24 protein-coding genes are annotated in these 26,946 nt (G+C 43.1%); 7 read left to right on the forward strand and 17 right to left on the reverse strand.

The window, feature by feature from the left end:
* Positions 1 to 32: 32 nt before the first annotated feature.
* Positions 33 to 521: a DUF2243 domain-containing protein gene (locus RMX69_RS04515; protein ID WP_289799923.1), complete on the forward strand. Its 489-nt coding sequence runs from the start codon at positions 33 to 35 to the stop codon at positions 519 to 521.
* Between the two features lie 183 nt (positions 522 to 704).
* Positions 705 to 1,310 (forward strand): DUF4129 domain-containing protein, encoded by a 606-nt coding sequence (locus tag RMX69_RS04520; RefSeq protein ID WP_289795698.1) that lies wholly within the window; start codon positions 705 to 707, stop codon positions 1,308 to 1,310.
* Between the two features lie 45 nt (positions 1,311 to 1,355).
* On the opposite strand, the gene RMX69_RS04525 is transcribed toward RMX69_RS04520, so the two are convergent.
* From RMX69_RS04525 to RMX69_RS04535, 3 genes are all read right to left on the reverse strand, one after another.
* The gene (locus RMX69_RS04525; RefSeq protein ID WP_322636643.1) at positions 1,356 to 2,636 is read right to left on the reverse strand and encodes an aspartate aminotransferase family protein; all 1,281 of its coding nucleotides are present in this window, start codon (positions 2,634 to 2,636) and stop codon (positions 1,356 to 1,358) included.
* A 475-nt stretch (positions 2,637 to 3,111) separates the two neighbouring features.
* Positions 3,112 to 3,351: a hypothetical protein gene (locus RMX69_RS04530; protein WP_322636644.1), complete on the reverse strand. Its 240-nt coding sequence runs from the start codon at positions 3,349 to 3,351 to the stop codon at positions 3,112 to 3,114.
* 295 nt (positions 3,352 to 3,646) lie between these two features.
* Positions 3,647 to 3,802 carry a hypothetical protein gene (locus RMX69_RS04535; protein ID WP_322636645.1) on the reverse strand — a complete coding sequence of 52 codons (156 nt, stop codon included), beginning with the start codon at positions 3,800 to 3,802 and terminating at the stop codon, positions 3,647 to 3,649.
* A 239-nt stretch (positions 3,803 to 4,041) separates the two neighbouring features.
* On the opposite strand from RMX69_RS04535, the gene RMX69_RS04540 reads away from it, so the two are divergent.
* On the forward strand, positions 4,042 to 5,058 hold the full coding sequence (locus tag RMX69_RS04540; RefSeq protein ID WP_322636646.1) for a potassium channel family protein: 1,017 nt from the start codon (positions 4,042 to 4,044) through the stop codon (positions 5,056 to 5,058).
* Positions 5,059 to 5,123: 65 nt separating this feature from the next.
* Here RMX69_RS04540 and RMX69_RS04545 read toward each other — a convergent pair whose 3' ends face one another.
* The 3 genes from RMX69_RS04545 to lysA all read right to left on the reverse strand — a co-directional run bounded on the left by RMX69_RS04545 (position 5,124) and on the right by lysA (position 8,363).
* Entirely contained in the window at positions 5,124 to 5,873 is a 750-nt protein-coding gene (locus tag RMX69_RS04545) for an isoprenyl transferase (protein WP_322636647.1), read from the reverse strand.
* Positions 5,870 to 6,793, reverse strand: a complete 924-nt coding sequence (gene cdaA / locus RMX69_RS04550) for a diadenylate cyclase CdaA (protein WP_289795702.1) — start codon at positions 6,791 to 6,793, stop codon at positions 5,870 to 5,872. Before cdaA ends, RMX69_RS04545 begins: the two co-directional genes overlap by 4 nt.
* 139 nt (positions 6,794 to 6,932) lie before the next feature.
* A complete protein-coding gene (gene lysA, locus RMX69_RS04555; protein WP_289795703.1) occupies positions 6,933 to 8,363 on the reverse strand; it encodes a diaminopimelate decarboxylase in 1,431 nt (476 codons plus the stop codon).
* Positions 8,364 to 8,455: 92 nt separating this feature from the next.
* Here lysA and rimI point away from each other — a divergent pair, with 92 nt between their 5' ends.
* The gene (gene rimI, locus RMX69_RS04560) at positions 8,456 to 9,007 is read left to right on the forward strand and encodes a ribosomal protein S18-alanine N-acetyltransferase (protein WP_289795704.1); all 552 of its coding nucleotides are present in this window, start codon (positions 8,456 to 8,458) and stop codon (positions 9,005 to 9,007) included.
* Between the two features lie 417 nt (positions 9,008 to 9,424).
* Complete coding sequence (locus tag RMX69_RS04565; protein WP_196511734.1) at positions 9,425 to 11,893, forward strand: ATP-dependent Clp protease ATP-binding subunit; 2,469 nt, start codon at positions 9,425 to 9,427, stop codon at positions 11,891 to 11,893.
* A 100-nt stretch (positions 11,894 to 11,993) separates the two neighbouring features.
* Here the strand turns inward: RMX69_RS04565 and RMX69_RS04570 are convergent, their stop codons facing one another.
* From RMX69_RS04570 to RMX69_RS04580, 3 genes are all read right to left on the reverse strand, one after another.
* Positions 11,994 to 13,250, reverse strand: a complete 1,257-nt coding sequence (locus tag RMX69_RS04570; protein WP_322636648.1) for a nicotinate-nucleotide--dimethylbenzimidazole phosphoribosyltransferase — start codon at positions 13,248 to 13,250, stop codon at positions 11,994 to 11,996.
* Between the two features lie 87 nt (positions 13,251 to 13,337).
* Positions 13,338 to 14,075 carry a DUF2232 domain-containing protein gene (locus tag RMX69_RS04575; RefSeq protein ID WP_289795706.1) on the reverse strand — a complete coding sequence of 246 codons (738 nt, stop codon included), beginning with the start codon at positions 14,073 to 14,075 and terminating at the stop codon, positions 13,338 to 13,340.
* A 13-nt stretch (positions 14,076 to 14,088) separates the two neighbouring features.
* Positions 14,089 to 14,790: a Crp/Fnr family transcriptional regulator gene (locus tag RMX69_RS04580; protein WP_322636649.1), complete on the reverse strand. Its 702-nt coding sequence runs from the start codon at positions 14,788 to 14,790 to the stop codon at positions 14,089 to 14,091.
* 633 nt (positions 14,791 to 15,423) lie between these two features.
* Between RMX69_RS04580 and RMX69_RS04585 the strand changes: the two genes are divergently transcribed.
* Together RMX69_RS04585 and RMX69_RS04590 are read left to right on the forward strand one after the other, a co-directional pair.
* Entirely contained in the window at positions 15,424 to 19,479 is a 4,056-nt protein-coding gene (locus RMX69_RS04585) for a hypothetical protein (protein WP_322636650.1), read from the forward strand.
* Positions 19,480 to 19,939: 460 nt separating this feature from the next.
* Positions 19,940 to 20,593 (forward strand): sugar transferase, encoded by a 654-nt coding sequence (locus RMX69_RS04590; RefSeq protein WP_289795709.1) that lies wholly within the window; start codon positions 19,940 to 19,942, stop codon positions 20,591 to 20,593.
* Positions 20,594 to 20,750: 157 nt separating this feature from the next.
* On the opposite strand, the gene RMX69_RS04595 is transcribed toward RMX69_RS04590, so the two are convergent.
* The 8 genes from RMX69_RS04595 to gmd form a co-directional block, all read right to left on the reverse strand.
* A complete protein-coding gene (locus tag RMX69_RS04595) occupies positions 20,751 to 21,587 on the reverse strand; it encodes a carbohydrate ABC transporter permease (protein ID WP_289795710.1) in 837 nt (278 codons plus the stop codon).
* Between the two features lie 66 nt (positions 21,588 to 21,653).
* The gene (locus tag RMX69_RS04600; RefSeq protein ID WP_322636651.1) at positions 21,654 to 22,079 is read right to left on the reverse strand and encodes an HNH endonuclease signature motif containing protein; all 426 of its coding nucleotides are present in this window, start codon (positions 22,077 to 22,079) and stop codon (positions 21,654 to 21,656) included.
* A complete protein-coding gene (locus RMX69_RS04605) occupies positions 22,076 to 22,417 on the reverse strand; it encodes a hypothetical protein (RefSeq protein WP_289795712.1) in 342 nt (113 codons plus the stop codon). The genes RMX69_RS04600 and RMX69_RS04605 overlap by 4 nt, the downstream gene beginning before the upstream one ends.
* A gap of 107 nt (positions 22,418 to 22,524) precedes the next feature.
* Positions 22,525 to 22,803, reverse strand: a complete 279-nt coding sequence (locus RMX69_RS04610) for a hypothetical protein (protein ID WP_322636652.1) — start codon at positions 22,801 to 22,803, stop codon at positions 22,525 to 22,527.
* A gap of 253 nt (positions 22,804 to 23,056) precedes the next feature.
* On the reverse strand, positions 23,057 to 24,067 hold the full coding sequence (locus tag RMX69_RS04615) for a catalase family protein (RefSeq protein ID WP_322636653.1): 1,011 nt from the start codon (positions 24,065 to 24,067) through the stop codon (positions 23,057 to 23,059).
* Positions 24,068 to 24,105: 38 nt separating this feature from the next.
* Positions 24,106 to 24,681, reverse strand: a complete 576-nt coding sequence (locus tag RMX69_RS04620; protein ID WP_322636654.1) for a 5-formyltetrahydrofolate cyclo-ligase — start codon at positions 24,679 to 24,681, stop codon at positions 24,106 to 24,108.
* A gap of 73 nt (positions 24,682 to 24,754) precedes the next feature.
* The gene (locus RMX69_RS04625) at positions 24,755 to 25,699 is read right to left on the reverse strand and encodes a GDP-L-fucose synthase family protein (protein WP_289795715.1); all 945 of its coding nucleotides are present in this window, start codon (positions 25,697 to 25,699) and stop codon (positions 24,755 to 24,757) included.
* A gap of 22 nt (positions 25,700 to 25,721) precedes the next feature.
* The gene (gmd, locus tag RMX69_RS04630; RefSeq protein ID WP_289795716.1) at positions 25,722 to 26,801 is read right to left on the reverse strand and encodes a GDP-mannose 4,6-dehydratase; all 1,080 of its coding nucleotides are present in this window, start codon (positions 26,799 to 26,801) and stop codon (positions 25,722 to 25,724) included.
* Positions 26,802 to 26,946 lie beyond the last annotated feature (145 nt).

Here is a 26,946-nt window from a genome sequence, read left to right on the forward strand (position 1 = left end):
TTTGGTAAAAAAGCCTATCTATGAGGTTGACAATGGAGGCGAAAAGTGAAAACCTCAACCGACGCGCACCACTAATTACTGCTGGAATTTTTCTTGGTGTGGGTCTTGGAGGGTTTATTGATGGAATTTTGCTGCATCAAATCCTCCAGTGGCATCACATGCTCAGTAACATTAGACCTCTGACAAACAGGGCGAATATAGATTTGAACATGGTATGGGATGGGTTCTTTCATACCTTGGATTGGGTATTCACCGCAACTGGACTTGTGTTACTATGGCGTGCTGGAAGACGTGATGATGTTCCTTGGTCATCACAGACCTTTATTGGATCGATACTGATTGGTGGTGGATTGTTCGACTTGGTTGAAGGTTTAATTGACCACCAAATTCTCGGTGTCCATCATGTTAAACCAGGCCCAAATGAGTTAGCTTGGGACTTAGGATTTCTGGCATTCGGTGCGCTACTTGTTCTCATCGGCTGGCTAATGATAAAAAAAGAGTCAAGAGTCATTAGTCATTAGTCATTGGTCATTGGGCATTGGGCATTGGGTATGCAGAAGAGACAAAGGTAGACAAGGAAGAGGGGGAAGACTTGGGAGAGACTTGTTCAATAATTCCTCCTTGTCCCCCTGCTCCAACTCATTACTCATTACTCATTACTCATTACTCATTACTCATTACTCATCCGCTCCCCACTCTCCTCTATGACAGATACTTTTGAAAAAACTAGCTGGAGTTGGCAGTTGTCTCAATTCCAACAACAAGCAGGTGAATGGTGGGAATACCAGTTTTACCGCTTTGAACGGGCTTTACCAGAATTGCCTACTGGATGGTCAATTAGTCCAAGGCTTAGTGAATTGCTGAAATTCCTGTTTTGGCTGGTACTGGGATTATTTATAGCGTGGGTGGGTTGGCGATTATGGCGAGAATTCAGTCCCTACATATATTCTTGGCTAAATAGAAGTAGCAATTTCACTGATTTTCGCGTCAAAAATCGCTCTAATGAGTCATCTATTGCCCTTTTATTGGAGCGATCGCAAGAATTTTATCGTCAAGGTAATTACCGTGAGGCTTGCCGTTGTGTTTATTTAGCGATGTTGCAGCAGTTGGATAAAAATGCGATCGCACCCCACAAACTTAGCCGTACCGATGGAGAATATCTGCAATTGCTGCGATCGTCTGTGACTCCCATACAGCCCTATGAAACTTTAATTACCACTCACGAGCAATTATGTTTTGGTAATGCCGAGATTTTACCAGACAATTATGAGCAGTGTCGGCAAGCTTATCGAGAAATTTCCCCGGAATGAAAAAGAGACGTTGCAATGCAACGTCTCTACATAAAAAACAATATTCTATTTGGTGAGAATTGCGATCGCCTTGTCCACAGCTTGCAAGGCGGTGTTGACTTCCGCCTCTGTAACAATTAACGGTGGCACAAACCGGATTACTTTTGGCCCGGCTGGTACTAGCAATACACCTTCCTTGATGGCAGCATTGACGACATCGGCTGCGGTTATCTCGATGTCGGCTCGTAACTCCAAACCGTTGATTAAACCCCAACCCCGAACTTCGCTAATGTGCTGAGGATATTTTGCCGCGATCGCCTTCAATCCAGATCGCAACTGTTCACCCCTATCTTGCACATTCTGCAAAATATTTTCTCGTTCCAATGTCTGACAAACACTGAGTGCTACACCACACACAAAAGGATTACCGCCAAAGGTGCTAGCGTGTTCTCCTGGTTGAAAAACATCGCAGAATTTTTTGCTCATCATTGCACCGATGGGGATACCGCCACCCAAGCCTTTAGCACTGGTGAAAATATCCGGTTCAACGCCAAGATGTTCGTAAGCCCATAATTTGCCGCTACGCCCCATACCAACTTGCACTTCGTCGAAAATCAACAAAATGCCAGTTTCATCACAAATCTGTCGGAGCTTTTTGAAATAGGCAACATCTCCTGGACGTACACCGCCTTCTCCCTGCAATGGCTCAATCAGAATCGCCGCTACCCGATAATCGCCTTCATCCAACTCGCTAATCGCCACTTCCACAGCGTTAATATCGTTGTAATTTACGTAGTGGAACCCAGGAACCAAAGGATCAAAATATTTTTGATACTTCGGTTGTGCAGTGGCGGTAATCGTTGCCAAAGTCCGTCCGTGGAAACTGGCATTGGCGGTTAAAATAATCGGTTTTTCAATGTCTAATACTGTGTGGGCATATTTCCGCGCCAGTTTAATTGCGGCTTCGTTAGCTTCAGCACCAGAGTTGCAGAAAAATACGCGATCGGCACAGGAACGATCGACAAGCCATTTTGCCAATTCACCTTGCTCAGGAATGTAATACAAATTAGAGACATGGTGCAGCTTTTGGATTTGGCGTGTTACCGCCTCTACCATCGCTGGGTGGGCATGTCCTAAAGTACAAGTAGCAATTCCCGCTACAAAGTCCAGATATTCCCGCCCCTGTGTATCCCAAACCCGACATCCAGCACCCCGTTCTAGGGCTAAGGGAAACCGAGCGTAGGTAGACATCACAGCTTCATTAAAGCTATCTGTATCAAAGGGACTAGATGCTGACCCTGAATCTGGGGGGATGGTGGCTTGGTCAACGAGAGTTTGTAGGCTCACTACCGCTCCTCCTGAAAGTTTTTCATTATATAGTTATTTACTAGTTTCCTAGAAATCCCTAAAAAATACTTTTTATTTAGCACAACTCGTACTTCTTCTTAGGCTAACGCTTATATAACCTCGAACGCACGGCGGTGGTGAAAAAAAACTTTTTACTCAACGCTTGAGCAAGAGTATGAGCGACAGGCAATTTGCATAGGCGCAGCCCAACTTAGGCACCGCAAGTCTTGCATAGAGTCCAGGGTTTTCTTACGGATGTACATACTTCACTCGTCAACTGCTGTTGAACCTGGGGTTTTAACGGTGCTAGGGTACATGAAGAAATTACCCTTGCTGTGTGTCGGAAAGCTGTAGCATCGCTCAAGTGAAATCACTCCATCATAGTTAATACCCTCTAGGAAAGCTCCCAAAAGGTATTAGTTTTTAAACTATTATTTTCAAAACTATTAATTACTTTTATGAAAGAAGTTGTGTACTATTGTGTACTATTTGGATCTGCTGCGTTATCAGAATTCTGGTTAAACAACTTCACTCTGCTCCCACCGCTCACGATAAGGTTGCCTACACTGAACATAAACCCCGTCCCCGCAAAATCGTTCTGTATTCCATCTCCTGCTCCTCCCATCACTGCCCTCATTACCTCCTCGGACAGTTCTTCCATCAGTGGGGCTTTTGCATCAATTTTGTGTAAATCAGCGATTTTGATATCAGCCATGAGTTTCTCTAAAAATATATAATTCTGTGTTCAGTACATCAGATTACTGCATATCAACAAGCTAGTAAAGTATTTATACAAAACTACGTGCTTTTCCTACTTAACCCACTTTTCTTAGCTTTCCTGCTTTGGAAGCGCTCTCATAGCTTTAAAGTCTCACATTTGAAACCCCTTTACATCAAGAAGGGTTCTGTTTAGTTTTTGGACTATTACTTGAACAACTTCAGACGTATAAGAGATAAGTACAAAAAACTCCCCTCTGCGATGAAGGGAGTTTAGCGATAAATTGAAAATGTTACTGGCTCAGTAGCCCAACAAACATTTCAAAGTGCATCTTAGCTTTGTACAAATTCAGCAGGTTCTCTTGGTCAAACCGATCAGAGTAAGCCATTCTCCTACCTTCCAATGTTATTTTGATAAGTGCTGCTTGCTCATCTGTGGGTGAATTCATTTCATCTATCACCCCTTCAAAAAGAAGAGGCGAAAGCACAAGAAGACCCTCCAGAATTCTGTAGACGCGCTATCCAAGAAGCACTAGATAAGAAAAAAGGTAAGTAGTCCTGAGTTATTGGACTATTAGTATAGATAACTTTAAAGTTAGTAGAAAACTAGAAAAAGTAGGCTAAAAGTACTATTTTTAACTCATTCTCAACACTTGAGCAAAAATATCAACGTATCCAAAAAGAGTTGATGGCTGGGGCGATCGCTCTTGGCGGTGTTTTCTTCATTGGCACTTTGTGGTATTGGCTAGTGGAGGGCTGGTCATGGGAAGATGCAGCTTACATGACAGTCATCACTTTAGCCACTGTGGGATATGGAGAGACGCACCCACTCGGTAGCCGAGGACGATTATTTACAATTGCCCTAATTTTGTTGGGTGTAGTCAATATCGGTTACATTGTCAACAGATTTACAGAAGCGATCATTCAAGGCTACTTTCAACAAGGAATTCGGCTACAGCAACAGAGGCGGTTAATGGAATCCCTGACAGAACATTACATCATCTGTGGATTTAGTCGGACTGGTCGCCAAATTGCCAAGGAATTTCGGGCAGAAGAGGCACCTTTTGTAGTGATTGATTCGGAGATTGAATCAGTACAAAGGGCGCAGTCTGAAGGTTACACAGCCTACCAAGGTGATGCTACATTAGATGACACACTTTTGAAAGTTGGTATTGAACGGGCGGTTTGCATCGTTGCAGCCCTTCCTTCTGATGCTGAAAATTTATACATTGTATTATCAGCTAAAACACTGAATTCGGGGATTCGGGTGATCGCACGGGCAAGCACAGAAGAAGCTTTGCAGAAGTTACGACGGGGGGGTGCAGATGAAGTGATATCCCCCTATATTACTGGCGGGAAGCGCATGGCTGCTGCGGCACTCAGACCCCAGGTTTTGGACTTTGTAGATGGGATTTTGACAGGTGCAGATCGCCAGTTGTATATGGAAGAATTTTTACTCGACCCGGCTTTTTGTCCTTTTGTGGGTCAAAGTTTGCAAAAGGCGAGATTGCGATCGCAATCTGGGGCATTGGTTCTCGCAATTCGCCGTGTTGATGGGACTTTAATCGGCGGTCCCACTGGCGATACGATTTTAATGCCAGGAGACCGGCTAATTGGTATGGGTACAGCAGAGCAATTGCGTAGCCTGAATCAAATTCTCGGCCCAATGAATTCCAAGAAACTGCGACGACCGAAAAATAGTTGAGCTTATTTAATTGCTTTTTTATACTAATTATGTATTGTTATATAGTCATAATTGCGTAAACAGATTTAGACTTTCCCAAATCGCCGCTCCCGTTGTTGGTAGGCACACAAGGCGCGGTGAAATTCGGCACGGTCAAAATCGGGCCAGAGAGCATCGGTAATATAAATTTCTCCATAAGCCATTTGCCAGAGAAGAAAATTTGAGAGACGCATTTCCCCACTGGTGCGAATTAACAAATCTGGGTCAGTAATTCCGGCTGTGTACAAGTGGCTCTCAAATACCTGTTCATTAATTTCATGGGGTTGGAGCATACCTTGCTGGACTTGCTTTGCGATCGCCTGACAAGCTTGTAAAATTTCCTGCCGTCCGCCATAATTAGTTGCTACCGAAAACCGGATACCGCGATTATTCTTAGTTTCTTCCATTGAACGGGAAATTTCTTGTTGGAGCGATCGCGGCAGGTCTTGCAAATTCCCTACAAACTTAATTTGAACATTCTCTTCGACCATTTCGCGCAGTTCTTGGCGCAAAACTCTTTGAAATAGAGTCATCAAAAAATCTACTTCTTCTTGCGGTCTTTTCCAGTTCTCCGTTGAAAAAGCATAAGCTGTCAACGCCTGAATTCCCCAATCCTGACAACAGCGAAGTAAATCCTTAAGAGCATCTACTCCTCGTTTATGACCCATAATTCGGGGTAGACCCTGACGTTTAGCCCATCGACCATTACCATCCATAATTACCGCCACGTGCTGCGGCAATAGTTCTCGTTTTAAATCAGTAGGTAAATCTTGCAGTTTAGTTTGTTGTGCTGTCATTTTTTATCTCGAGAAGCGGTCGATGGTAATCTGAGTAAACGTGAAACCAGTGCTAGTGTCTTGCCACTTATCCGACGAACAAAACTCAACAGACCAGGAGCAACAGCTTCCCTATCCACGTTTGGAGACAAAAGGGCATCTAATGACTCTTTCAGTTTCCGAATCGTCAGCGGTCTATTTAGGGTTCCCCGTTCCGCTAAGGAAATAGAACCCGTTTCTTCAGAGACAACGACACAAATGCAATTTTCGACCCGCTCAGTAATTCCCATTGCCGCCCGGTGGCGTGTTCCCAACTGGCGCGAGGCTGTGCGTCCCGAAAGTGGCAAAATTATACCCGATGACACTATTCGTGATCCACGAATCAGTGTTGCCCCATCGTGTAACAAGGTTTTCGGCTGGAAAATTGTCTGGATCAGTTCTTTAGAAACTTCCGCATTTAGCTTTACTCCTGGCACAGAAAAATCTCGCTCATCAATTGGCCCTGTGGTTTCCACAATTAGTAAAGCTCCAATGCGGTTTTTTGACAATTCTTTAACAGCCTCAACAATTTCATCAATTACACTATCAGATTTAGGGATTGCCAGCCGATCGGGTTGAAATAGCTGGCGGAATTCGCCACGTCCCAATTGCTCCAAAAATCGCCGAAACTCTGACTGTAGAGCAACTGCCATCGCCACAGCACAACCAATTACCAATTTTTCTAATACAAAACTTAGCAGAGGTAGTCCTAATCTGCCACTTAGTGCCGAGGCTAGCATTAAGATAATGAATCCCCGCACCATCCATAGTGTCCGGCGCTCACTAATGATAACTAGTATCATGTAAGTCAGCGCCAGCACCAACACAATATCCAGAGTCCCAAGTAGCAAGGACTGTGACCATCCTAGGTTTGTCAGCCATTGCTTCCACCAATCTCTCATGACATCTGGATTAAACTTTTGCCTCTAATTACGATTGGGAGTTAGGAGTTAGGAGTTAGGAGTTATGAGTTATGAGTTATGAAAAAACTTAAAGTTCACAACTACTAACTCATAACTTAAAATTCACAACTCCTAACTTCTAACTATTAACTCCTAACTCTTGATTTTTCAGTCTTTCTGGTAAGCGATCTTGTCGAATTAAGTCTTGATAAGTTTCACGTTGCAAAATTAAATTTGCTTCGCCATTCGCCACAACAACAGCTGCCGATCGGGGCAAGCGATTGTAGTTAGATGCCATACTGTAATTGTACGCACCAGTTCCCATAACTACGAGAATATCCCCTGGTTCAGTCTTTGGGAGTAGAGCGTTATGAATCAGAATATCTCCTGATTCACAATGTTTACCAGCAATTGTGACTGTTTGGGTTAAAGGAGAAGACATTTTATTAGCAACGACTGCCCGATAAACTGATTGGTAAGTAATCGGGCGGGGATTATCAGACATTCCCCCATCGATCGCTACGTAGGTACGAATTTCTGGGATAACTTTGGATGAACCAATAGTATAGGCAGTGACGCAAGCTGTAGCAATTAGCGATCGCCCTGGTTCACACAATAATTTTGGCAAAGGTAAATTTTCGGCTGCACAAGCTTCTTGGATCACTTCACAAATCGGCTTCACCCACTCTTCAATGCTAGGGGGATCGTCTGATTCTATATACTTAATCCCTAAACCACCACCGACATTTAACTCTGTAAAATTTAACCCATACTTCGCCGCTTCTCGTAACCACTGCACCATCAAAGCTGCTAAATCTCGATGCGGTTGGCGCTCAAAAATTTGGGAACCAATATGAGCATGTAACCCTACGCAGTTAAGGAAAGACTGTTTGCTGACAAAAGTAAATAATTCCTCTAACTCATTTGGATCAAAGCCAAATTTACTATCTAGTTGCCCCGTGCGGATATATTCATGTGTGTGACATTCAATACCTGGGGTCAGACGCAACAGGAATCGAGGCTGTACGGAGGGGGAATTTGCCCTCTCAACAATTTCTACCAAAGTGCGTAACTCGTGCCAGTTATCCACCACAATAGTGCAACCGACTTCAGTGGCAAAAATCAGTTCTTCACGAGATTTATTGTTGTTATGAAGATAGATTTTCTCAGGATTGACACCTGCTTGCAGCGCGGTGTAAAGTTCACCGCCTGATGCAACATCAATTCCTAAACCCTCTGATGCCGCGATCGCACAAACTGCTAGACAATTCCAAGCTTTTGAGGCGTACAATACTTGAGATTCGCCCTTGTAGTATTGCTTGAAAGCATCTCGGTATTGCTGACAACCCGAACGCAGGGTTTCTTCATCTAAAATATATAAAGGTGAACCAAACTGCTCAACTAGGGTTGTGACATCACACCCACCAATTTCCAGGGAGTCATGATTATGGACTCTGGCAGTTAAGGGTAAAAGTTCCTGATTAGGCGATGGATTTGCCTTGGTGTCGTGCCTTTGAGGTAAATATTGACTTCCAGAATGTTGAACCCCAGTGGGGTGAGTCGATACCATAACTATAAAAATTTTCCTTGTTCAAATTACGGGCTTTGAGTTTGTCTCCCGATTCCCAGTTTACAAAGGGTTTGTAATCTTATTCAACAAATGTGATCTCATTAGACTTAGAAATTAAATTACTGACATTAGAAAATCTCAGTGCTATTCTGGAACTCGATCAAGCTTGTTTTGGTGGACTTTGGACTCCAGACGGCTACAAACGAGAATTGGATAGTCCCAACAGCGATTTACTCGGTTTATTTTCCCCCTCCTCCAGCACAAGTTTGCTAGGAATGGGTTGCTTTTGGTCAATTTTAGATGAAGCTCACATTACAATTTTGGCGGTTCATCCTCAATATCACCGCCAAGGAATGGGTGCGGCTTTACTATATTCACTCATTAAGACAGCTTGCGATCGCAAAATGGAACGAGCTACCCTCGAAGTCCGAGCTTCCAACTTGGCGGCAATATCTTTATATCAAAAATTTGGCTTCAAAACAGCAGGGCGGCGGCGGCGTTACTACCAAGATAACGATGAGGATGCTTTAATCCTTTGGCTTCCAGATTTACAACACCGCAAATTTAAAGCAACTTTAGACCAATGGTATTCTATTGTCAGCGATCGCTTGGACAAATCCTCTTGGCATTTGCTTTTTAAGTAGTTGGGCATTATTAATTTTGATCTATTGGGGCTTGCGATCGGCTTCAGCAAAAAAATGCAACTTTGCCGCACTATTATTTATTTAAATATTTTATCTAAAAAAATATTTAAATAAATAAAACATATATAAACTATTTTTGCTTGATATTAATAAAAATATATGTTAAGTATAAGTGTTTGGGATTGAGTCAAGAAACCCTAATTTAAACAGTCAAGTATTTATAATAAATCCCAAAAAAGCTGGTGAACTAAAGCTCCTCAGTACACTAGCAAGATAAAAGTAGTCAATAGTTAACAATTAGCCCATCAACTCAAGTCATAGGTTCAGGATGTCTATAATCTGTTATACAGGCATCCAAAAGCTTTGCCTGTGCTAAAATCAGCATACCGGCACGACCGCAGATGATGGGATAAAGCCATGTTTGAGCGCTTCACAGAAAAAGCCATTAAGGTAATCATGCTGGCCCAAGAAGAGGCCCGCCGTTTAGGTCACAACTTTGTCGGAACCGAGCAGATCCTCCTGGGTCTGATTGGCGAAGGCACTGGAGTGGCTGCTAAGGTGCTGAAATCAATGGGCGTCAATCTCAAAGATGCCCGAATTGAAGTTGAAAAAATTATAGGACGGGGATCGGGCTTTGTTGCCGTGGAAATTCCGTTTACGCCACGGGCGAAGCGAGTTTTAGAACTTTCCTTGGAAGAAGCACGCCAACTGGGGCATAACTACATTGGCACCGAGCATCTGCTGTTGGGCCTAATCCGCGAAGGGGAAGGCGTCGCAGCCAGGGTGCTAGAAAACCTCGGTGTGGATCTATCTAAGGTAAGAACCCAAGTCATTCGGATGTTGGGAGAAACTGCCGAAGTTTCACCAGGCGGTTCATCTGGGCGCACAAAAACCCCGACTCTGGATGAATTTGGTTCAAACCTGACCCAGATGGCGATTGACAATAAGCTCGATCCAGTGGTGGGACGCGCCAAGGAAATTGAGCGAGTGATTCAGATATTGGGTCGCCGAACCAAAAATAACCCAGTGCTGATTGGGGAACCAGGGGTTGGTAAAACTGCGATCGCTGAAGGTTTAGCTTCACGCATTGCCACCAAAGATGTCCCTGACATCCTCGAAGATAAACGCGTCGTCACTTTAGATATTGGTTTGCTCGTAGCAGGAACCAAGTACCGGGGTGAATTTGAAGAACGCTTGAAAAAAATCATGGATGAAATCCGCTCGGCGGGTAATGTCATTCTCGTGATTGATGAGGTACACACCTTAATTGGTGCAGGTGCAGCCGAAGGTGCTATTGACGCAGCGAATATCCTCAAGCCAGCTTTGGCCAGAGGTGAGTTGCAGTGCATCGGTGCTACAACCCTAGATGAATACCGGAAGCACATCGAGCGAGATGCAGCGCTAGAGCGACGTTTCCAGCCAGTAATGGTTGGTGAACCTACAGTTGATGAAACAATTGAAATTTTATATGGTTTGCGCGAACGCTACGAGCAACACCACAAACTGAAAATCTCCGACGAAGCATTGGTAGCGGCGGCGAAATTGTCAGATCGTTACATTAGCGATCGCTTCCTCCCAGATAAAGCCATCGACTTAGTTGATGAAGCTGGTTCTAGAGTGCGCTTGATTAATTCCCAGCTGCCACCCGCAGCCAAAGAGTTAGATAAAGAACTGCGTCAGATATTAAAAGAAAAAGATGACGCGGTGCGCTCTCAAGACTTTGACAAAGCTGGAGAATTGCGCGATCGCGAAATGGAAATCAAAGCCGAAATCCGAGCGATCGCTCAAAGCAAGACCAATGCAACTGGCACAGAAGGTGAAGAACCTGTAGTTACAGAAGAAGACATTGCTCACATTGTCGCTTCCTGGACTGGAGTACCGGTGAACAAACTCACCGAATCTGAATCTGAAAAGCTGCTGCACATGGAAGACACCTTGCATCAGCGTTTAATTGGTCAAGATGAAGCTGTGAAAGCAGTTTCACGAGCAATTCGTCGCGCTCGTGTTGGTTTGAAAAATCCCAACCGACCCATAGCTAGCTTTGTCTTCTCTGGGCCTACTGGTGTAGGTAAAACCGAGTTGGCGAAATCCTTAGCTGCTTACTTCTTCGGTTCCGAAGAAGCGATGATCCGCTTAGATATGTCCGAATACATGGAGCGTCACACCGTCAGCAAGCTGATTGGTTCCCCTCCAGGTTATGTTGGCTATAACGAAGGTGGTCAGCTAACCGAAGCCGTGCGGCGGCGTCCTTACACCGTGGTGTTATTCGACGAAATCGAAAAAGCCCACCCCGATGTCTTCAACATGCTGCTGCAAATTTTGGAAGACGGTCGGTTAACTGATGCCAAAGGTCGCACGGTAGACTTCAAAAACACCTTGCTGATTTTAACTTCCAATATTGGTTCTAAGGTAATTGAAAAAGGCGGTAGCGGTATCGGCTTTGAATTCTCCGAAGATGCCAGCGAGTCAACTTACAACCGGATTCGCTCTTTGGTCAACGAAGAACTCAAACAGTACTTCCGTCCAGAGTTCCTCAACCGACTCGATGAAATTATCGTCTTCCGTCAGTTGAACAAGCCGGAAGTGACCCAAATCGCCGAAATTATGCTCAAGGAAGTATTTGGTCGTCTGACGGAAAAGGGTATCACCTTAGAAGTCACAGACCGCTTCAAGGATCGTTTGATCCAAGAAGGTTACAGTCCCAGCTACGGCGCAAGGCCATTACGTCGGGCAATTATGCGCCTGTTAGAAGATAGCCTAGCAGAAGAAATTCTGTCTGGTCGTATCAAAGATGGCGATACAGCCCTTGTTGATGTGGATGAAAATGGCGTTGTGCAAGTTAGTTCTCAACAGCGTCGGGAATTGTTACCCCAAGGTGTTGAGTAAGATTTAGGGTTTGAGATTTAAATCTCAAATAGAAAATTAGAAAACGGTAGAGTATTAATTGCTCTACCGTTTTTTTCGGTCTGCGTTAGTATATCGTTCACTAAACGTTCAAGGCAATACTTAGCCGTTCAAATTGGGCTTCAATGGCTGCCAAAAGTTGGTGTTGCTGCCAATCTTGGCTAAGATGGGCGGCTATGCAAGCGGCTCCAGCACCCATACCTTCTTTGACAAAGCCCTGCTCATAAGCTCTCAGTTGAGGATGACGAGAATCAGCAAAGCTCAGATGAGTTGCTAATAGAGAAGGGGTTCTTCCACTCTGAGTTAAGCTGCTTTTTCCTAAGTTGAGGACTAAATCAACTGTAGCGCCAGTAGGATCTTCAGCCACCCAGCGGGTTGTGCCTACAACGACTGCTTCTGGTTGCCATGATAAGGCGTAAGCTTGAGCGATCGCACTCATCAACGCATAAACCGCCAGCATTTGCGTCCCTCCAGCCAGCATTACGCCACAACTCCGGCTAGCAGCGATCGCCATTCCAGCTACCACCACTTGCATCGGATCGCCCACGGCGGCGACGAGTTGTAAGGGATCTACAGAATTTTGGATTTTAGATACTTCTCTACGAGAGGCTGCGCCAACGACTTCGCTCAGTGCAAGTTTTGGATTTTGGATTTGAGATTGGAAGTTTATCTCCCCCTGCCTCCCCTGCACCCTGCTCTCCCTCATCTTCTCCAGTCCAGCTTGCACTAGTGCCCACTTTTGCGCGTGGTTACAAACAGGGTGGCTACTGTTAACTTTTCCGGCAGCATCTATACCTAAACCTGTTAAGATTGCCAGGGCAGTTGTAGTACCTCCGACGACGCACTCACCGAGAATCAAATACCCCTGTTGAATATTTGCGGCTAGGCGTTCTCCCCAAAGTAGCCCTTGTTCAAACAAGTGGTGTACTGTTGTAATTTCCATAGCAGACCCTTGACTTAAACACTTAGCAGGAGCGCCACCCAAATCAATTACTGGCACAGCAGGAGCTTGAGGTAAACCAGCATTAAATAAATGAATTGGTATCTTTAGTGACTCAAATACAGCGCGAGAAATCAGCACAGGTGAAGCCCCAGCGGTCAATGGTGGTAGGGGATATTGGGCTTTATGTTCTGGGCCGTAATACAAAAACTCGGCATCGGCACAAGCTGTATATTTCCGATCCTCTGGAGTGCGACCAGCTGCTGAAATACCTGGAATTAAAGCAGTTTCAGTAAATCCTAAAACACAAGCAAATACTGGTAAACAACCACGATACCTTTGCAGCCATTGTTCACCTAGTTCTTTTTGAGTATAAATACTAATTTGGGAATTGGGCATGGAACATTGGTTATTAGTTAGGACTCATCATTTAACTAATGACAAATGACAAATACTTCGACTTCGCTCAGTACAAGTGACAAATGACTATCCTTCATAATCCATGAGGACTTGTACCCAGTGTGGTGGGCGGGGGATCGGGTTGCCCAGACGGTCAAAAAGCAACCATGCTGCCAGGTGCACCACAAAAAGGTAGATAAAGTTGTTGAGTAGAATTAAAGCGATCGCTCCCACTTGAATCAAAAATACACTGGGACTCGCCAACAAACTCAAGTTAAAAAATACCCACTCAATGAACTCAGTCACCTGGGTTATCACATAAATCCATAAGTCTTCACCCGACAAAACAGACAACAACCACAGCCGAAAAAAAACTCCCAAAGTACCCAACAGCGTACCCAGAGTGATAGAAACAATCCAGGGAAGACGACGACACCACGTAGCGCCCAAAAGAACGCCCATGAACCCGTAGGGCATGACAAACAGCAAACTGCGGGCTGGCCCCATCAATACCGTCAGCAGTAACCCAGAGGTGAGTGCTGCCATCCATGCCGCACGTTTACCCCAACGCAGATAGACTAGAGCGATCGGCACTGGAAAAAATATCCGCAACACTGGGCCCAAAGGAAAGTAAAAATTAATAAACCAAATTAAGCTAGCGGCACTGGCTAAAAATGCCGTTTCCACCATCCTCAAGGGCGCATCTGCCTTGATTTGAGGAGGCATTAACTGCTGTTCTTTATCTAGCCAATGGTTCTGAGGAGTTGGAGATTCAGGGGATGGATCTTCTTCCGGTTCATCTGGGAGAGAATCTAAAATACTCATATCTGACAAGTTTTTAAACGATCATTCTTTCTAAGGCTGACAAATCGGGAATACAAATAGTGTCTTGATCCCGTTTAATCAAGCCTTTTTTTTCTAGCCTTGTCAATACTCGTGTCACCGTTTCCCGCGCCAGTCCGCTCAAGCTACTCAATTCCCGATGAGGTAAATTGGGGATTTCGGTTCCGGTTTGTCCTTTTTTTCCCTGTCCTTCTGCCAAAAATAACAACGTATCTGCTACCCTTGACTGGCTATCAGATTCCCGCAACCGCAATCGGCGATTTACTTGCCGCAAACGTCGTGCCATGAGTTGCGCCAATCGAACTCCCGCCAAGGGTTCTATCTGAAGTAACTTGACAAAATCCTGAGCAGGCATACTACCAATTACCGTTGGGGCCAAGGTAATCACATCGGTGGATCGAGGTGCTTCATCTAGCGCCGCCATTTCACCAAACAATTCACCTTTGCCAATAATATTCAGCGTTACCTCTTTTCCTTCCAGATTGTAGGTGCGAATTTTTACCCATCCGTCCATAATAAAATACACAGAACCACCCCAGTCATTTTCCAGTAAAATCACCTGATTGGCTGGGTGAGTGCGGGTAACAAGATGGGTGAGGGCTGTTTCCACAGCAGTTTCTGGCAACCCTTGAAAAAAGGGAGCGGAGGCGATCATCCAGGAATTAGCCTGTGCTTGCAAGCTATATCGATCTTCCATTACGACATCTTTAATTCAAGCTGCTATGTACACATAAAAAACAGGAGCGCCATTTGTAGCCTAAGCTATCATTGCACAGCTCCCTTTCAAAGAAAAAACTAAACTATGCTACACAAGAAAGCGACAAGAAGTTTTTCTAAATAATCTTTACCTATAAGTTTAAACGGGGTAAAAGTTTTGCAAAAAGTAGTTTATAGCCTGCGGTTGTATTGCTTAGGGGCTAGCTGTACTGCAAACTTGATTAGTTATGAATATAGGCAAACAACATTAATGATACTAAAGGGAGTAAATTATTGCTCAGGTATTTTAGCGATTTTAAAAAATAGGCGACCAATGACCTGCAAAATTAAGCTTTTCGAGCAAAGGCTGTCTGAAGAGGACAAGGAGAGGGGGAGACAAGGGGATGGGGGAGGCAAAGAGAAACTTTTTTCCTTGTTTTCTTCGATGATTGAAGATTGCCACGACTCCCAGTAATCCATAACATAATGACAGTCACAAGTCCAAGCAGCGGCTCTTGCCACTCAAAACTTCTTCTATGGTGACACTACACGTACCAAAATCCCCATAGGGTTACGGTGATTGTAAAGTAATTGTTCACATGAGTTTACATAGATTTATATATAAGGTAGAAAAGTGACTTTTAGTACAGATGAAATTCAAAAGCTGATCGCAGACATTGACAACTTACTTGCCAGCGGTGGCAAGCGCCTGTCTAGATTTCTGTCTGGTCAGGCGCAAGAGCCTAAAGAAGTTTTAGAGCGAATTCGCGACTTCTTGGTGAGGTTACAAGAAAAAGAAGCATTAGAGAGCAGCATCCCAAATCAGTCTTCTGAAGATCCGCGATCGCCTTTGTTAACAAAATTTATTGATCGTAGTAACAACCAGTATCCACTACCGCAGCCCGAACTCAGTCAGGAAGCGAGTACTGTTGGCGCAGGACAATTAAATAATGAATTTTCGAGATTGATTCAGCCGTTGCGATCGGAATTAGAATTGCTTTTGCAAGAACGAGCCAGTCTCATACAAGAAATTCGGCAACTAGAACAAAAGCGATTGCAAAACTACTCCTTAGCGCAGCAGTTGACAAACCAGGAACAAATGATTACCGAGTTTTTACAGGTACTCATGAGTCGCCTTGTGCCGACTTTAACACCACTGATTGGACAGACCAGAGAAAATTCCGCCAGTTCTTCAGGAGGAACTAATTACGCAACCTCTGCTAATCAATCTTTATTAGAATCCTCTGACGATGTGGAGCGCTTAACCCAGCTAGCTAGGGAGTTGGATCAACGCCTATTATCACTAGATGGGACGGTGAATGTAGTCTTTGAAGCACTACAGCGTAACATTAATACTTATTACGAATCTCTGTCCCAAGCACTGGCAAGAATGCATAGCAAGGGAATGCAGGGCGAACAGCTGATGGTCAGCTTTGTCAACAATTTAACCCAGCATTTGCAACAAGAATCACCTAGTTCGCAGTCATCTTTCCTGGGAGGGGAATCTGAGACACTACCATCATTGACTGAACCAGCCGAGATTGCTGCTAGAGTTGCACCCCAATCCTTGGAGCTTATCCAGCCAGAAACTTTATCTCCACTCACAATTGAGCAACAGGAAACTAACCTCACGGAGGATCTAGATGCAGTGCTGTTGCAGCTTTGTGTAGACTCATCTGAATATTCTCAAACCCCGACCGAATTACCGGAAGATATTTCTGCGGCAATTGGTGATGAAGTAGACCAACTTTACGCCAGTTTGTTTGATGCTGGTGATGTTAATAATCCCAGCCTCGATGTTCCCACAAATGAATTATCTGCTTCCACAGCCTCTCCATCTCCGTTGAATATCGCCCAGACCCCGCCTGTCTCTCCAACCGTGGATTCTGCGATTTTGACAACGGATACGGGTCTTTCAGCCCAAGAGACTTTAGGCGAAACCAAAGATTCATCAGAGCCACAGGAAGAACTATTTTTTGAAGAAGATAATGACCTAAATTCACCTCTTAGCTTCTCTACTCCACAAATAGACAGTTTGCCACAAATCGGCACTCAACCAGATAGCGTTGATACAATTAATACCCTAACTGACTTATTGCCTGATGCCGATAGTGAACTGCAATTGCTGGAAGTCTCATCTTCTGTAGATAATGCCATAACTACAGCAAATGACCTATTGCCTGATACCGATAGTGAACTGCAACTGTTGGAAGTGTCATCTTTTGTGGATGATGCCATAACCACAGCACCAGTGACTCCAGAAGTAGCAGATATTGCGTTGGCAGAGCCTAGCGAAGATATCGCCACATCGGAAGTATTAATTAACAGCGATCGCTCCGAACTGTCTTCAGATAACTACATTGCTGCTTCACCCCAAGAAAACTTACTTTCTATTGAGTTAAACCAGTCTCCAACCGTACCAGATATTTCTTTAGATGAAGAACAGTTGCAGCAATTAGATCGGGATTTGGCTAATTTCGATCGGCAGCTAAATTCTGAGTCGCAGCCAGATCGCAACTTGGATGTTTTCTCGGAACTACTTGATAGCATTCAAGACACAATCCCCACAACTCCCCTTGAAAATCCCCAAATAGCAGAGAATACATCAGCTGCTTTCTCCAGTTTGGCAGTTCCCCAGGTAGAAACTGAAAAAAAAAAGGAAGTCACAACTCCTATTCCAGAAAGTTCTCTACCTCCAATTGCCAACTCCATAAATAATCCAGAAGTTTCGCCCAATATTCTAGAATCAGTCTGGTATTTAGGAATTGATTTAGGTACAACAGGAATTTCCGCCGCATTATTAAATCGCTCGACTTTTGTTGTACATCCTATCTACTGGTCAGCAGAAAATCCGCCGGGAACAAGTTCCTTTCAGCAATCGTTTCGTTTACCAACAGAGGTTTATCTGCCTACAGCTTCTGTACCTCACGGTGAAAACGAAACTATCGAAGCACATGAGCAGACAGCACCTGCGGCTGTTGCCCAAGATAAAGCACCCGATCGCTCGGCTACCACTTCTACAACACCAAAATCGACAGCAGATCCGACGAAAAATAATCTCTACTCGGCGCAGTTGAAGCCTTACTTACAAGTAGCCATTCCCTACAAGAGCGAACGACAGAAATGGGAACCTGTTTTGCAATTAAACGAATTTTCGGCAGGGCCTTTGATTTGGGTTGTGCGATCGCTCTCTAAATTACTATTGACCCTCAAATCCGAAAAAACAAGTACCACCCCTAGTTTAATGGCTGCCGCTGTTGGGATTGGCGAACAAGATTTTCCGCAGATTATCAATAATATTGCTGGTGTAATTTGTACCTGTCCATCTAGCGGGTCGGAACAATACCGCTTTAACGTGCGGGAAGCTTTACTCACTAGCAAACTTATTCAACATCCGCAGCAAGTCTTTTTTGTCGAAGAAGCGATCGCTAGTCTACTCCCAGAACTCGATGCTGTTAATGGTGAGCAAGTAAAACTAAGCGATGCTCAAGGTTCTCATCCAGCAAAAACTAGCGAACATCCCATTGTTGGCAACACCCTTGTGATTAACATTGGGACAACTGCCACAGAAATGTTGCTGGTAAATCTACCAGAAACCTTGCAGCAATTGACATACAATGATTTCATGCTCCACAGTTTTGCTTATGCTGGCAAAGGAATTGAACAAGATATAATTTGCCAGCTGCTATTGCCACCGAAATCTCGGCAATCACGCAGAGAAACACCAAGCGATAGCAAAACTTCCACGAGTAATCCTTGGCAATGGCAACCGTCAATTCCCGGTTTAGACCAAATGCGTTGGCAGACTTTAGGGTTGGAAGAATTAGAACTACCTAGAGTTGGAGAACCAGATATCACCGCTCGCATTCGCCTCCAACAGCGTCTAGAAAGTTCTCTGCTAGGACAGGCGGTATTAGATGCGGCGTTAGCCCTAAAGCTGATTTTGCAACACCAAGACTCTTTTACCCTAGAATTAGCCGATCAGCGGTGGGTTTTGCAGCGACGAGACTTAGAAAGCCAGGTATTTATCCCCTTTGTGCGCCGCCTGAACCGAGAACTCAACAAGTTATTGGTAGCTCGTGGCATCCCTACAGAAGCCATTAATCAAGCTATACTGACTGGCGGAGTGGCTTGTGTTGGGACAGTGAACCGCTGGTTACGGCAAAAACTTCCCAGCACTAAGATTATTCAAGATTTATATCTCGGCGAAAACGGCGCTCCCAATTGCAGTCGGGTTGCTTATGGTTTGGCGATGCTGCCTCTGCATCCCAAGATTTTAGATATACCCAGGCAACAATACACTGATTATTTCTTGTTTACAGAATTGTTGCGACTGCTACCAGAGCGTCCCTTATCTTTCGGTGAAGTTATCCAGTTATTTGAGGGTCGTGGGATCAATACTCGCATTTGTCAGCAAAGGCTGCTGGCTTTTTTGGAAGGTGAACTGCCTTCTGGTTTGATACCTTCAGTCACAGAATCAACCTGGCTTACCCAGAGTTCGCAAGAAAATCCTGACTATCAGGCGATCGCCACAGCACCACTTTTTGAAAAACAAGGGAGTCTCACTTATCGTCCCAATTCTCAACAATTGTTATCTTTGCTTCGTTATCTAGATGCAATTAAGGCTAGTAATCAGCAATCACTAGAGGAACCATATACGGTGAATTTTGCCTTAGAGGTCGATCGTTGAGACTAGTACCGCAAGGCGGAATTAAAAATTAAAAATTAAAAATTAAAAATGAATCCAGCATAAGGGTTTTGTTGATTTAGAATGATTGGTTTATTTCCGCCGTGTTGTACTAGTAGATTGCGCTAGAAATAAGAATACTACTCAAAATTCCAAATGCTCATGATCATAAGCATTTGGAATTTTGCGAATTACTACTAGTACTTCAGCACAGTAATTTTTGGGATATGTACGATAGTAGTATCTTTTTATTAGTTTTTATTAAGTGGATAAAATACCGTAAATTTACAATCTATCACTTGAATTGAAAGATTCTGTAAATTTTTGGTTTTTGGTTTTTACATCGGCTAAAATTTGTGTATATTAACACTCGGTAGTAACGACAACAGTAGTAAAAATCGCCCAACAATCATGTCTACACTACTAATGTAAAAATTCCTGTTATAAAACTAAGTTAGCCCTTGTGAATAATCTTTATCTTTATTCAGTTAATTGTTTGCAACAGCCTTCACACCCGTCAACTTTAAGCGTGAGAAAACGATTAATTGACATTGTTGGAGCAATTGTGGGGCTGATTGTTACATTTATGATAGCAATTCCCGTAGCAATTGCTACTTTTATTCATGAACCAAGTCCAATATTTTATTCCCAAATTCGCTGTGGTTTAAACGGAAAAACTTTCCGCATCTGGAAATTCCGCTCCATGATAGTCGATGCTGATAAACTCAAGCATTTGGTTGAGAACCAAGCCAAAGGTCACATTTTTAAATCTGTTGACGATCCTCGCATTACTCCTGTTGGTAAATTTTTGCGGCGTACTAGCTTGGATGAATTCCCTCAATTTTGGAATGTTTTATTAGGGGACATGAGTTTAGTTGGTACTCGTCCACCTACTCCTGATGAAGTCAGTAATTACGATCCACACCACTGGGATAGATTGCGAGTCAAACCAGGCATTACCGGAGAATGGCAAGCTAATGGGCGTTCCAGTATTACAGACTTTGAAACCATTGTGAAAATGGATATGGATTATCAACGTAAGTGGTCTATAACTTATGACCTGAGTCTGATTATTAAAACTATCTGGGTGGTATTTAAAAAGACTGGTGCTTATTAGACCTCTTGCACAAATGCAAAACTAGCCCTCATCCCCCAACCCCTTCTCCCAATTTTGTGAGAAGGGGAGACAATTTCAAAATCCCTCTCCCAAGCTTGGGAGAGGGATTTTGGGTGAAAGCTCATTGATTCATGCAAGAAGTCTATTGAATTGGGCCTTAACCCTTGACGCCGCTACCTGTTTCTGTAGGTACAATGTAACGTTGTAAAAATAAAAATAGTACTAATACTGGAGCGATCGCAATTACTGAGCCAGCAGCTACCAAGCGCCAGTCAAGGGAAAATGTACCTGCTAGCTTGGCGACTCCCAAAGGAAGAGTGTATAAATTTTCGTCTTGGATGACAATTAAAGGCCACAAAAAGTCACTCCAAGCACCAATGAATACGAAAATAGCTAAAGTTACCAGTGCTGGGCGAACTGCCGGTAACATAATATGCCACCATAATCCTAACTCTGAGCTGCCATCCATCCGGGCGGCTTCTTCTATTTCTTTGGGGACACTCATGAAAGCTTGGCGCAACAAAAAAATCCCAAAGGCAGAAGCTAAACTCGGAAAAATCATCCCTAAATAAGTATTTCTCAAACCCATCTGGACTGTCAGAATATAAAGGGGAATCATCACGATTTGGAAGGGAATCATAATCGTAGAGACGATCGCTATAAAAATCCAGTCTCGCCCCACAAACGACAATCTTGCCAACGGATAGGCCGCTAAAGCGCAAAACAGCAGATTTAAGCCTACAGTCAGTATTGATACCAAGGTACTGTTATACAGGTATTGTCCAAAAGGTAGGGAGTTCCACACACTAGAGAAGTTATTTAGTGTCGGTTGACTAGGTAGCAACTGTGGCGGCGACTGAAAAATATTTTCCGTAGGTGATTTCAAGGCTGTACTAATTAGCCATAGTAAAGGAAAGAGCATCAACAGGGCGATCGCTCCCAACACTGCATACATTAGTAGAATCTGCGATCGTGATTTTTTCCAGTTCAGCATTTGATTAATAAATTTCCCAGTTCTCTAAATATTTATTACAACTTGCTTTCAATATTTTGCACTTGCTCAAATATTTGGTGGATGCTCACCCATTTCCACCCACATTTTCCGCACACGAGTTAATTGCAGACGATTCATTTTTAAAGTATAAATTGTTGCTCTACCAATGGTTGTAAGTCCTACAATTTCTGTAGCATCTTCACTCCAAGTAAAATGGTCTGCCCACAGTTGTTGTTGTGGATTAAATAATTTAACCTCATTCTGAGTATTAGGGTCAATTGCTGTTTGGCGAGTTGCTTTATAACGATTACAAGATGGACAAGCCAAGCATAGATTTTCAAATACAGTTTTCCCTCCAGCAGACAAGGGAATGATATGCTCAAATTCAAAGGTAGTGACTGTTAAAGCTTCAGCAGTGCGACAGTAAGCACAACAATCAGCAAAATAATTACGAATTTCCTTTTTTAATTCAACAGGAATGTAAACACTCACGCTAGTTGCTGTTTATTTTGAAAAATATTTAAGGTATATCTAGCTCTGGTTTTAAGAATATTTAATTGATCAACCTGTGTCAATAATCTGTCTAAGGTTTCAGTTTCGTCATCTGACAAATCATTGTCAGAATTTTTAACTAATAATTCCTGTAACTGTATCTGAGCTTTGGGAGATAAATAACTTTCTGCCAAGGCTTGCAACTCATCTAGATTTAAACCAATCAATAATTCCGAATCTACAGATAAGTTAGTTAGCTGTTGATAAGTTTCTAAATCTAACAGTACTCCAACTTTTTTTCCCTCTGCGTTAGTGACATACTGAACAGAGTCAGACATGGCTTTACTTGAGAATTTGCTTAATTTTATTCTAACCTATCATTAAAAATCTGCTTAAACAAATTCACCTAATTCTGTTAGTGAATTTATTCACATATCAATATAATTTAAGTCTCTTCACTTTCTGAGCTACCTAATTTTTCCAAAATATCAAAGAAGTCATTGATTAGTTTTTCGTCATATTCTTTTACATCACTCCATGTTTGACTATTATGAATGATGTCTTGTGCTTCATAATAAGAAATACCCAAAGCCTTCTTTAAAATTTCAATTGATTTGCTTTTTGAATAATTACTCAATCTCAATAACTTAATGACAGATTCTTGATCTGCGGATTCAGTCAACATTTTGTTCAACTTTTCAGTTAGTTCATTATCTTTATTCATAGGTTTTCCCCAATTTATAAAAGGCTATATTGCACAAATTAAATATTTATCAGATTTTTGAGCCATTAGTCTCATAAAAACCATCTACAGCAGTTATACAATTATTTATTAAACCAAGATTGCCGACTTATTTTAAAAGTCGGTAATCTTGGTATTTCAATTTTTACTAATTAGATTTAATTGGTAGAAAGTCTGATGTTGTACACACAGCTTTCAAAGGTTTATCTTGCAGTTTTTAGCCAATTCACAGTAGTTAATCTTCAACCGCTATATAAGGTTGTGGTTCCCGCGATCGTTGGGCAATTTGTTCTCTTCGATACTTTGCAAGTTCGCTGTAAAGCCTCTTGCGAGAAAGATTTACACTTCCAACAGGCTCATGGTCTAGGAGTGTATGCCAAGGGGAAAACAATATACCCTCATCTAAGCGTTTGCGTTCTTCAAAGTCAAATTTCTGACTGGGAATGCGGACAGTTGCAACTTTAATAAATGGTGAATCTGCTTCTTGCCATTCTTGAACGTGGTCTTCAATCGGCGTTTTATCATCGTCTAAATAAAACTGAATTAAAAAGTCAAAAGACGCTTCTCGACCTTCTTCAGTCAAATATTTGACCAGCGTTTCTCGAAGGTAATTTTCTGATTCTGGAAGTGTTTCTGGTGCTTGTTCCGGTTGTTGAGATTTTACAGATAATTTTACAATGCGATCGCCAAATTTAAACGGAGCCATGCTCCAATATTGAATCAAAAGTGGATTTCCTACCTTTTTGCTACCAATTTTTTGCAAGATAGCAAAGGCATAACCAAGTTCTTCCAGCCGTTCTGGGGAAAGTTGTCCACTACCTGCTTGAGAAAGATCGGCGTAATCACGAACGTCTTTAGTCAAGAAAATAGGATAATTGTTAAGTATAAAATCTTGGGTTTTTTCTTCATCATCCAGGACTTTTTGCCCGTCCACATTCATCACCTTAATGGCAATACCGCGAACATCAGGCTGGCTATCGGAGTTGAATTTACCACGCTTTTGAGGCGAACCACCGCTAGATAAACGAATCCACGCAGGATAGGTTTGGGGCGTTTTGAATAAACCTACTCTCAGGTCTTCAGGAAGATTGGCTTCAATAATAAACTCTCCCCAAAGGAGTCCATGACTTTTGCTATGAATTTGACGGAGGTCTGGGCCGTTTTTTTGTTGAGCTTGGAGGCTCGTTGCGATAATCTCGTCAATTATTGTTTCCTGCTCAGTGGTAGATGACGTTGGATTAGTCATAAAACATTTTATGAGATGTCTTCATTATCCTGAATGCTTCAACCTTTTCGAGTCAATCCGGTTTCCGTACAAATAACTTGTAGTGGTTTATCCCAAGGTTCAATAAGTATTTGGGACAAATAGGCAAAATCAAAGACAATTCCGATAGTCGGCTTTGTCTGCCATTGCGGTAAACTGAGCAAGCGATCGTAATATCCCCCACCATAGCCCAAACGGTATCCTTGATAGTCGCAAGCTACACTGGGGACAAGAATCAAATCTACTTCGCCAGCATCTAAGATGGGAGCGTCGGGATGTGGTTCAGCAATGCCATAAGCACCGTTTTGGACAGAATCATTCGGTGTCCAAATATGCCAACATAAGGATTTATCAACGCAGCGAGGAAATCCCCAACGGTATTTGGTGTTGGCAAATAAAGGACTGAGGTCAGGTTCTTGGCGAAAGCTGAAATAAGCGAGTATTGTTTTTGCTTGGGTAAACAAAGTAGAGTTTTGTAAATGAGAGCAAATGCGATCGCTTTTTTCTCTCCATTCTCCAACGGACATTGATTTACGTCTTTTAAGTAGAGTGCGGCGCAGTTCTACTTTATTTAGCTGATGATTAACTTTGTCCATATAAATAAAAATATTCAAAAAAATAAGCTGGGCATCGCCCAGCTTGTATCACTCTACATTCAGCAGTACATTGTTATGCAGCGTGTTGACGATACCACTCAATGGTATTCTTTAGCCCTTGCTCAAAGCTTACCTGAGCCGTGAAATTAAAGGCTTGCTTGGCCCGTTCAGTATCTAAACAGCGGCGGGGTTGACCATTAGGCTTATCAGTTTGCCACACAATTTCCCCCTTAAACTCCATCAATTCGCAGATTAGAGTTACTAAATCAAGAATGGAGATTTCATAACCGGTTCCCAAGTTAACTGGTTCCGATTCGTTATAGAATTGAGTCCCCATCACAATCCCCCGTGCTGCATCTTCTGAATACAGAAACTCACGGGTGGGACTGCCATCACCCCAAACTGCAAGTTGCTTTTCTGCATTAATTTGGGCTTCGTGGACTTTGCGAACTAATGCTGGAATGACGTGGGAACTTCCAGGGTCAAAGTTATCTTCTGGGCCATATAAATTTACTGGCAGTAGGTAAATCCCATTAAAACCGTACTGCTGACGGTAAGATTGCAATTGAACTAAAAGTGCTTTTTTGGCAATTCCGTAAGGGGCGTTGGTTTCCTCTGGGTAGCCATTCCAAAGATCGTCTTCTTTGAATGGCACTGGAGTAAATTTGGGATATGCACAGATTGTGCCAACACAAACAAATTTTTCTACTCCAGCTTGGTAAGCAGCATGAATTAGCTGGGTTCCCATGATCAAGTTATCGTAGAATAACTCTGCTGGTTTTTCGCGGTTCAAACCGATGCCACCGACATGAGCTGCTAGATGTATGATTATGTCTTGCTGGTCAACTGCAAGTTGGCTATTTTCCCAGATACGCAAATCCTGATCGCGCGATCGCGGTATTGTAATTTTATCGCGATCGGCTCCTGCTTTACACAGTTGATCTATCACCTGACGGCCTAGAAACCCCGACCCACCAGTGACGAGAATGCGTTTATTTTTTAGTTCTAAGGCGGTCATATTTTATCCTCTGTGATGCGAATCAGAAGTGCAAAGCGCCCAGTGTTTGACGAATAGTCGCAATATCATCTGGAAATTGCGAACCTTTTCCATTGGGTGAAGTATGACCCAATGCTTGTAAGTCTGCTTCTACCATTAGGGAAACTAGTTCTTCAAAGGTTACTGATGGTGTCCAGCCCAAGTTCTGCCGTGCTTTGGTGGAATCGCCAATCAACAACTCTACCTCAGATGGACGGAGGTAACGCTCATCAAACTCTACATAATCTTGCCAATTAAGATTCACATAACTAAATGCTAGTTCCAAAAACTCCCGTACCGAGTGGGTTTCACCAGTAGAAATTACGTAATCGTCTGGCTGGTCTTTCTGCAACATCAACCACATTGCTTTAACGTAATCTTTCGCATAGCCCCAATCTCGCTTGGCATCTAGATTACCCATGTAAATCTTTTTCTGCTTATCAGCAACAATACTAGCCACGGCTCTAGTAATTTTGCGGGTTACAAAGGTTTCACCCCGCCGTGGTGACTCGTGATTAAAAAGTATACCGTTACAAGCAAATAAATTATAAGATTCACGATAATTTACAGTTTGCCAGTGAGCGTAAACTTTCGCACAGGCATAGGGACTGCGGGGATAAAAGGGCGTTGTCTCAGTTTGAGGTATTGCTTGTACTAAACCGTACATTTCTGAAGAACCCGCTTGGTAAAATCGCACCTGAATTCCGGTACGATGCTGGTAGTCTCGAATTGCTTCCAACAGACGCAATGTCCCCATTCCTACCGCATCTACTGTGTATTCTGGTGAATCAAAGCTTACTCTGACGTGGGATTGAGCGCCGAGGTTGTAAATTTCTACTGGCTTTACTTCTTCTAAAATACGCCGTAAGGTTGTACCATCTGTCAAGTCGCCGTAGTGAAGAAACAACCGTACTCCCTCTTTGTGGGGGTCTTCGTAAATGTGGTCGATACGGTCTGTGTTGAAGGTAGAAGTCCGGCGAATGATGCCATGAACTTCATAACCTTGTTCCAACAAAAACTCACTTAGATATGAACCATCTTGTCCAGTAATACCAGTAATCAACGCTCGCTTCTGTTGCGTCATACTCCAATTATCCCTTATTGTCTTTGATTAAAAATTTACAGCCAATCTGATACAACCTAGCAACTAATTGCTGAATTGCCTAATGGGAAACCTACGAGTTCTTGTGGTTATAAGACTTTTTCCGTAAATAAATATACTTAAAAAA

Source organism: Nostoc sp. EspVER01, assembly GCF_034530635.1.
In the GTDB taxonomy this organism is placed as follows: domain Bacteria; phylum Cyanobacteriota; class Cyanobacteriia; order Cyanobacteriales; family Nostocaceae; genus Nostoc.

What these genes read in the sequence shown, in the direction of transcription:
- RMX69_RS04605 (WP_289795712.1), bottom strand. Translation starts at nt 22,417, where the DNA reads ATGTCTGACTCTGTTCAGTATGTCACTAACGCAGAGGGAAAAAAAGTT.
- RMX69_RS04515 (WP_289799923.1), top strand. Translation starts at nt 33, where the DNA reads ATGGAGGCGAAAAGTGAAAACCTCAACCGACGCGCACCACTAATTACT.
- cdaA (WP_289795702.1), bottom strand. Translation starts at nt 6,793, where the DNA reads ATGAGAGATTGGTGGAAGCAATGGCTGACAAACCTAGGATGGTCACAG.
- RMX69_RS04570 (WP_322636648.1), bottom strand. Translation starts at nt 13,250, where the DNA reads ATGCCCAATTCCCAAATTAGTATTTATACTCAAAAAGAACTAGGTGAA.
- RMX69_RS04620 (WP_322636654.1), bottom strand. Translation starts at nt 24,681, where the DNA reads ATGGACAAAGTTAATCATCAGCTAAATAAAGTAGAACTGCGCCGCACT.
- RMX69_RS04595 (WP_289795710.1), bottom strand. Translation starts at nt 21,587, where the DNA reads ATGCTGAACTGGAAAAAATCACGATCGCAGATTCTACTAATGTATGCA.
- RMX69_RS04575 (WP_289795706.1), bottom strand. Translation starts at nt 14,075, where the DNA reads ATGAGTATTTTAGATTCTCTCCCAGATGAACCGGAAGAAGATCCATCC.
- RMX69_RS04535 (WP_322636645.1), bottom strand. Translation starts at nt 3,802, where the DNA reads ATGAATTCACCCACAGATGAGCAAGCAGCACTTATCAAAATAACATTG.
- RMX69_RS04625 (WP_289795715.1), bottom strand. Translation starts at nt 25,699, where the DNA reads ATGACCGCCTTAGAACTAAAAAATAAACGCATTCTCGTCACTGGTGGG.
- RMX69_RS04530 (WP_322636644.1), bottom strand. Translation starts at nt 3,351, where the DNA reads ATGGCTGATATCAAAATCGCTGATTTACACAAAATTGATGCAAAAGCC.
- gmd (WP_289795716.1), bottom strand. Translation starts at nt 26,801, where the DNA reads ATGACGCAACAGAAGCGAGCGTTGATTACTGGTATTACTGGACAAGAT.
- RMX69_RS04520 (WP_289795698.1), top strand. Translation starts at nt 705, where the DNA reads ATGACAGATACTTTTGAAAAAACTAGCTGGAGTTGGCAGTTGTCTCAA.
- lysA (WP_289795703.1), bottom strand. Translation starts at nt 8,363, where the DNA reads ATGGTATCGACTCACCCCACTGGGGTTCAACATTCTGGAAGTCAATAT.
- RMX69_RS04615 (WP_322636653.1), bottom strand. Translation starts at nt 24,067, where the DNA reads ATGACTAATCCAACGTCATCTACCACTGAGCAGGAAACAATAATTGAC.
- RMX69_RS04610 (WP_322636652.1), bottom strand. Translation starts at nt 22,803, where the DNA reads ATGAATAAAGATAATGAACTAACTGAAAAGTTGAACAAAATGTTGACT.
- RMX69_RS04565 (WP_196511734.1), top strand. Translation starts at nt 9,425, where the DNA reads ATGTTTGAGCGCTTCACAGAAAAAGCCATTAAGGTAATCATGCTGGCC.
- RMX69_RS04580 (WP_322636649.1), bottom strand. Translation starts at nt 14,790, where the DNA reads ATGGAAGATCGATATAGCTTGCAAGCACAGGCTAATTCCTGGATGATC.
- RMX69_RS04545 (WP_322636647.1), bottom strand. Translation starts at nt 5,873, where the DNA reads ATGACAGCACAACAAACTAAACTGCAAGATTTACCTACTGATTTAAAA.
- RMX69_RS04540 (WP_322636646.1), top strand. Translation starts at nt 4,042, where the DNA reads ATGGCTGGGGCGATCGCTCTTGGCGGTGTTTTCTTCATTGGCACTTTG.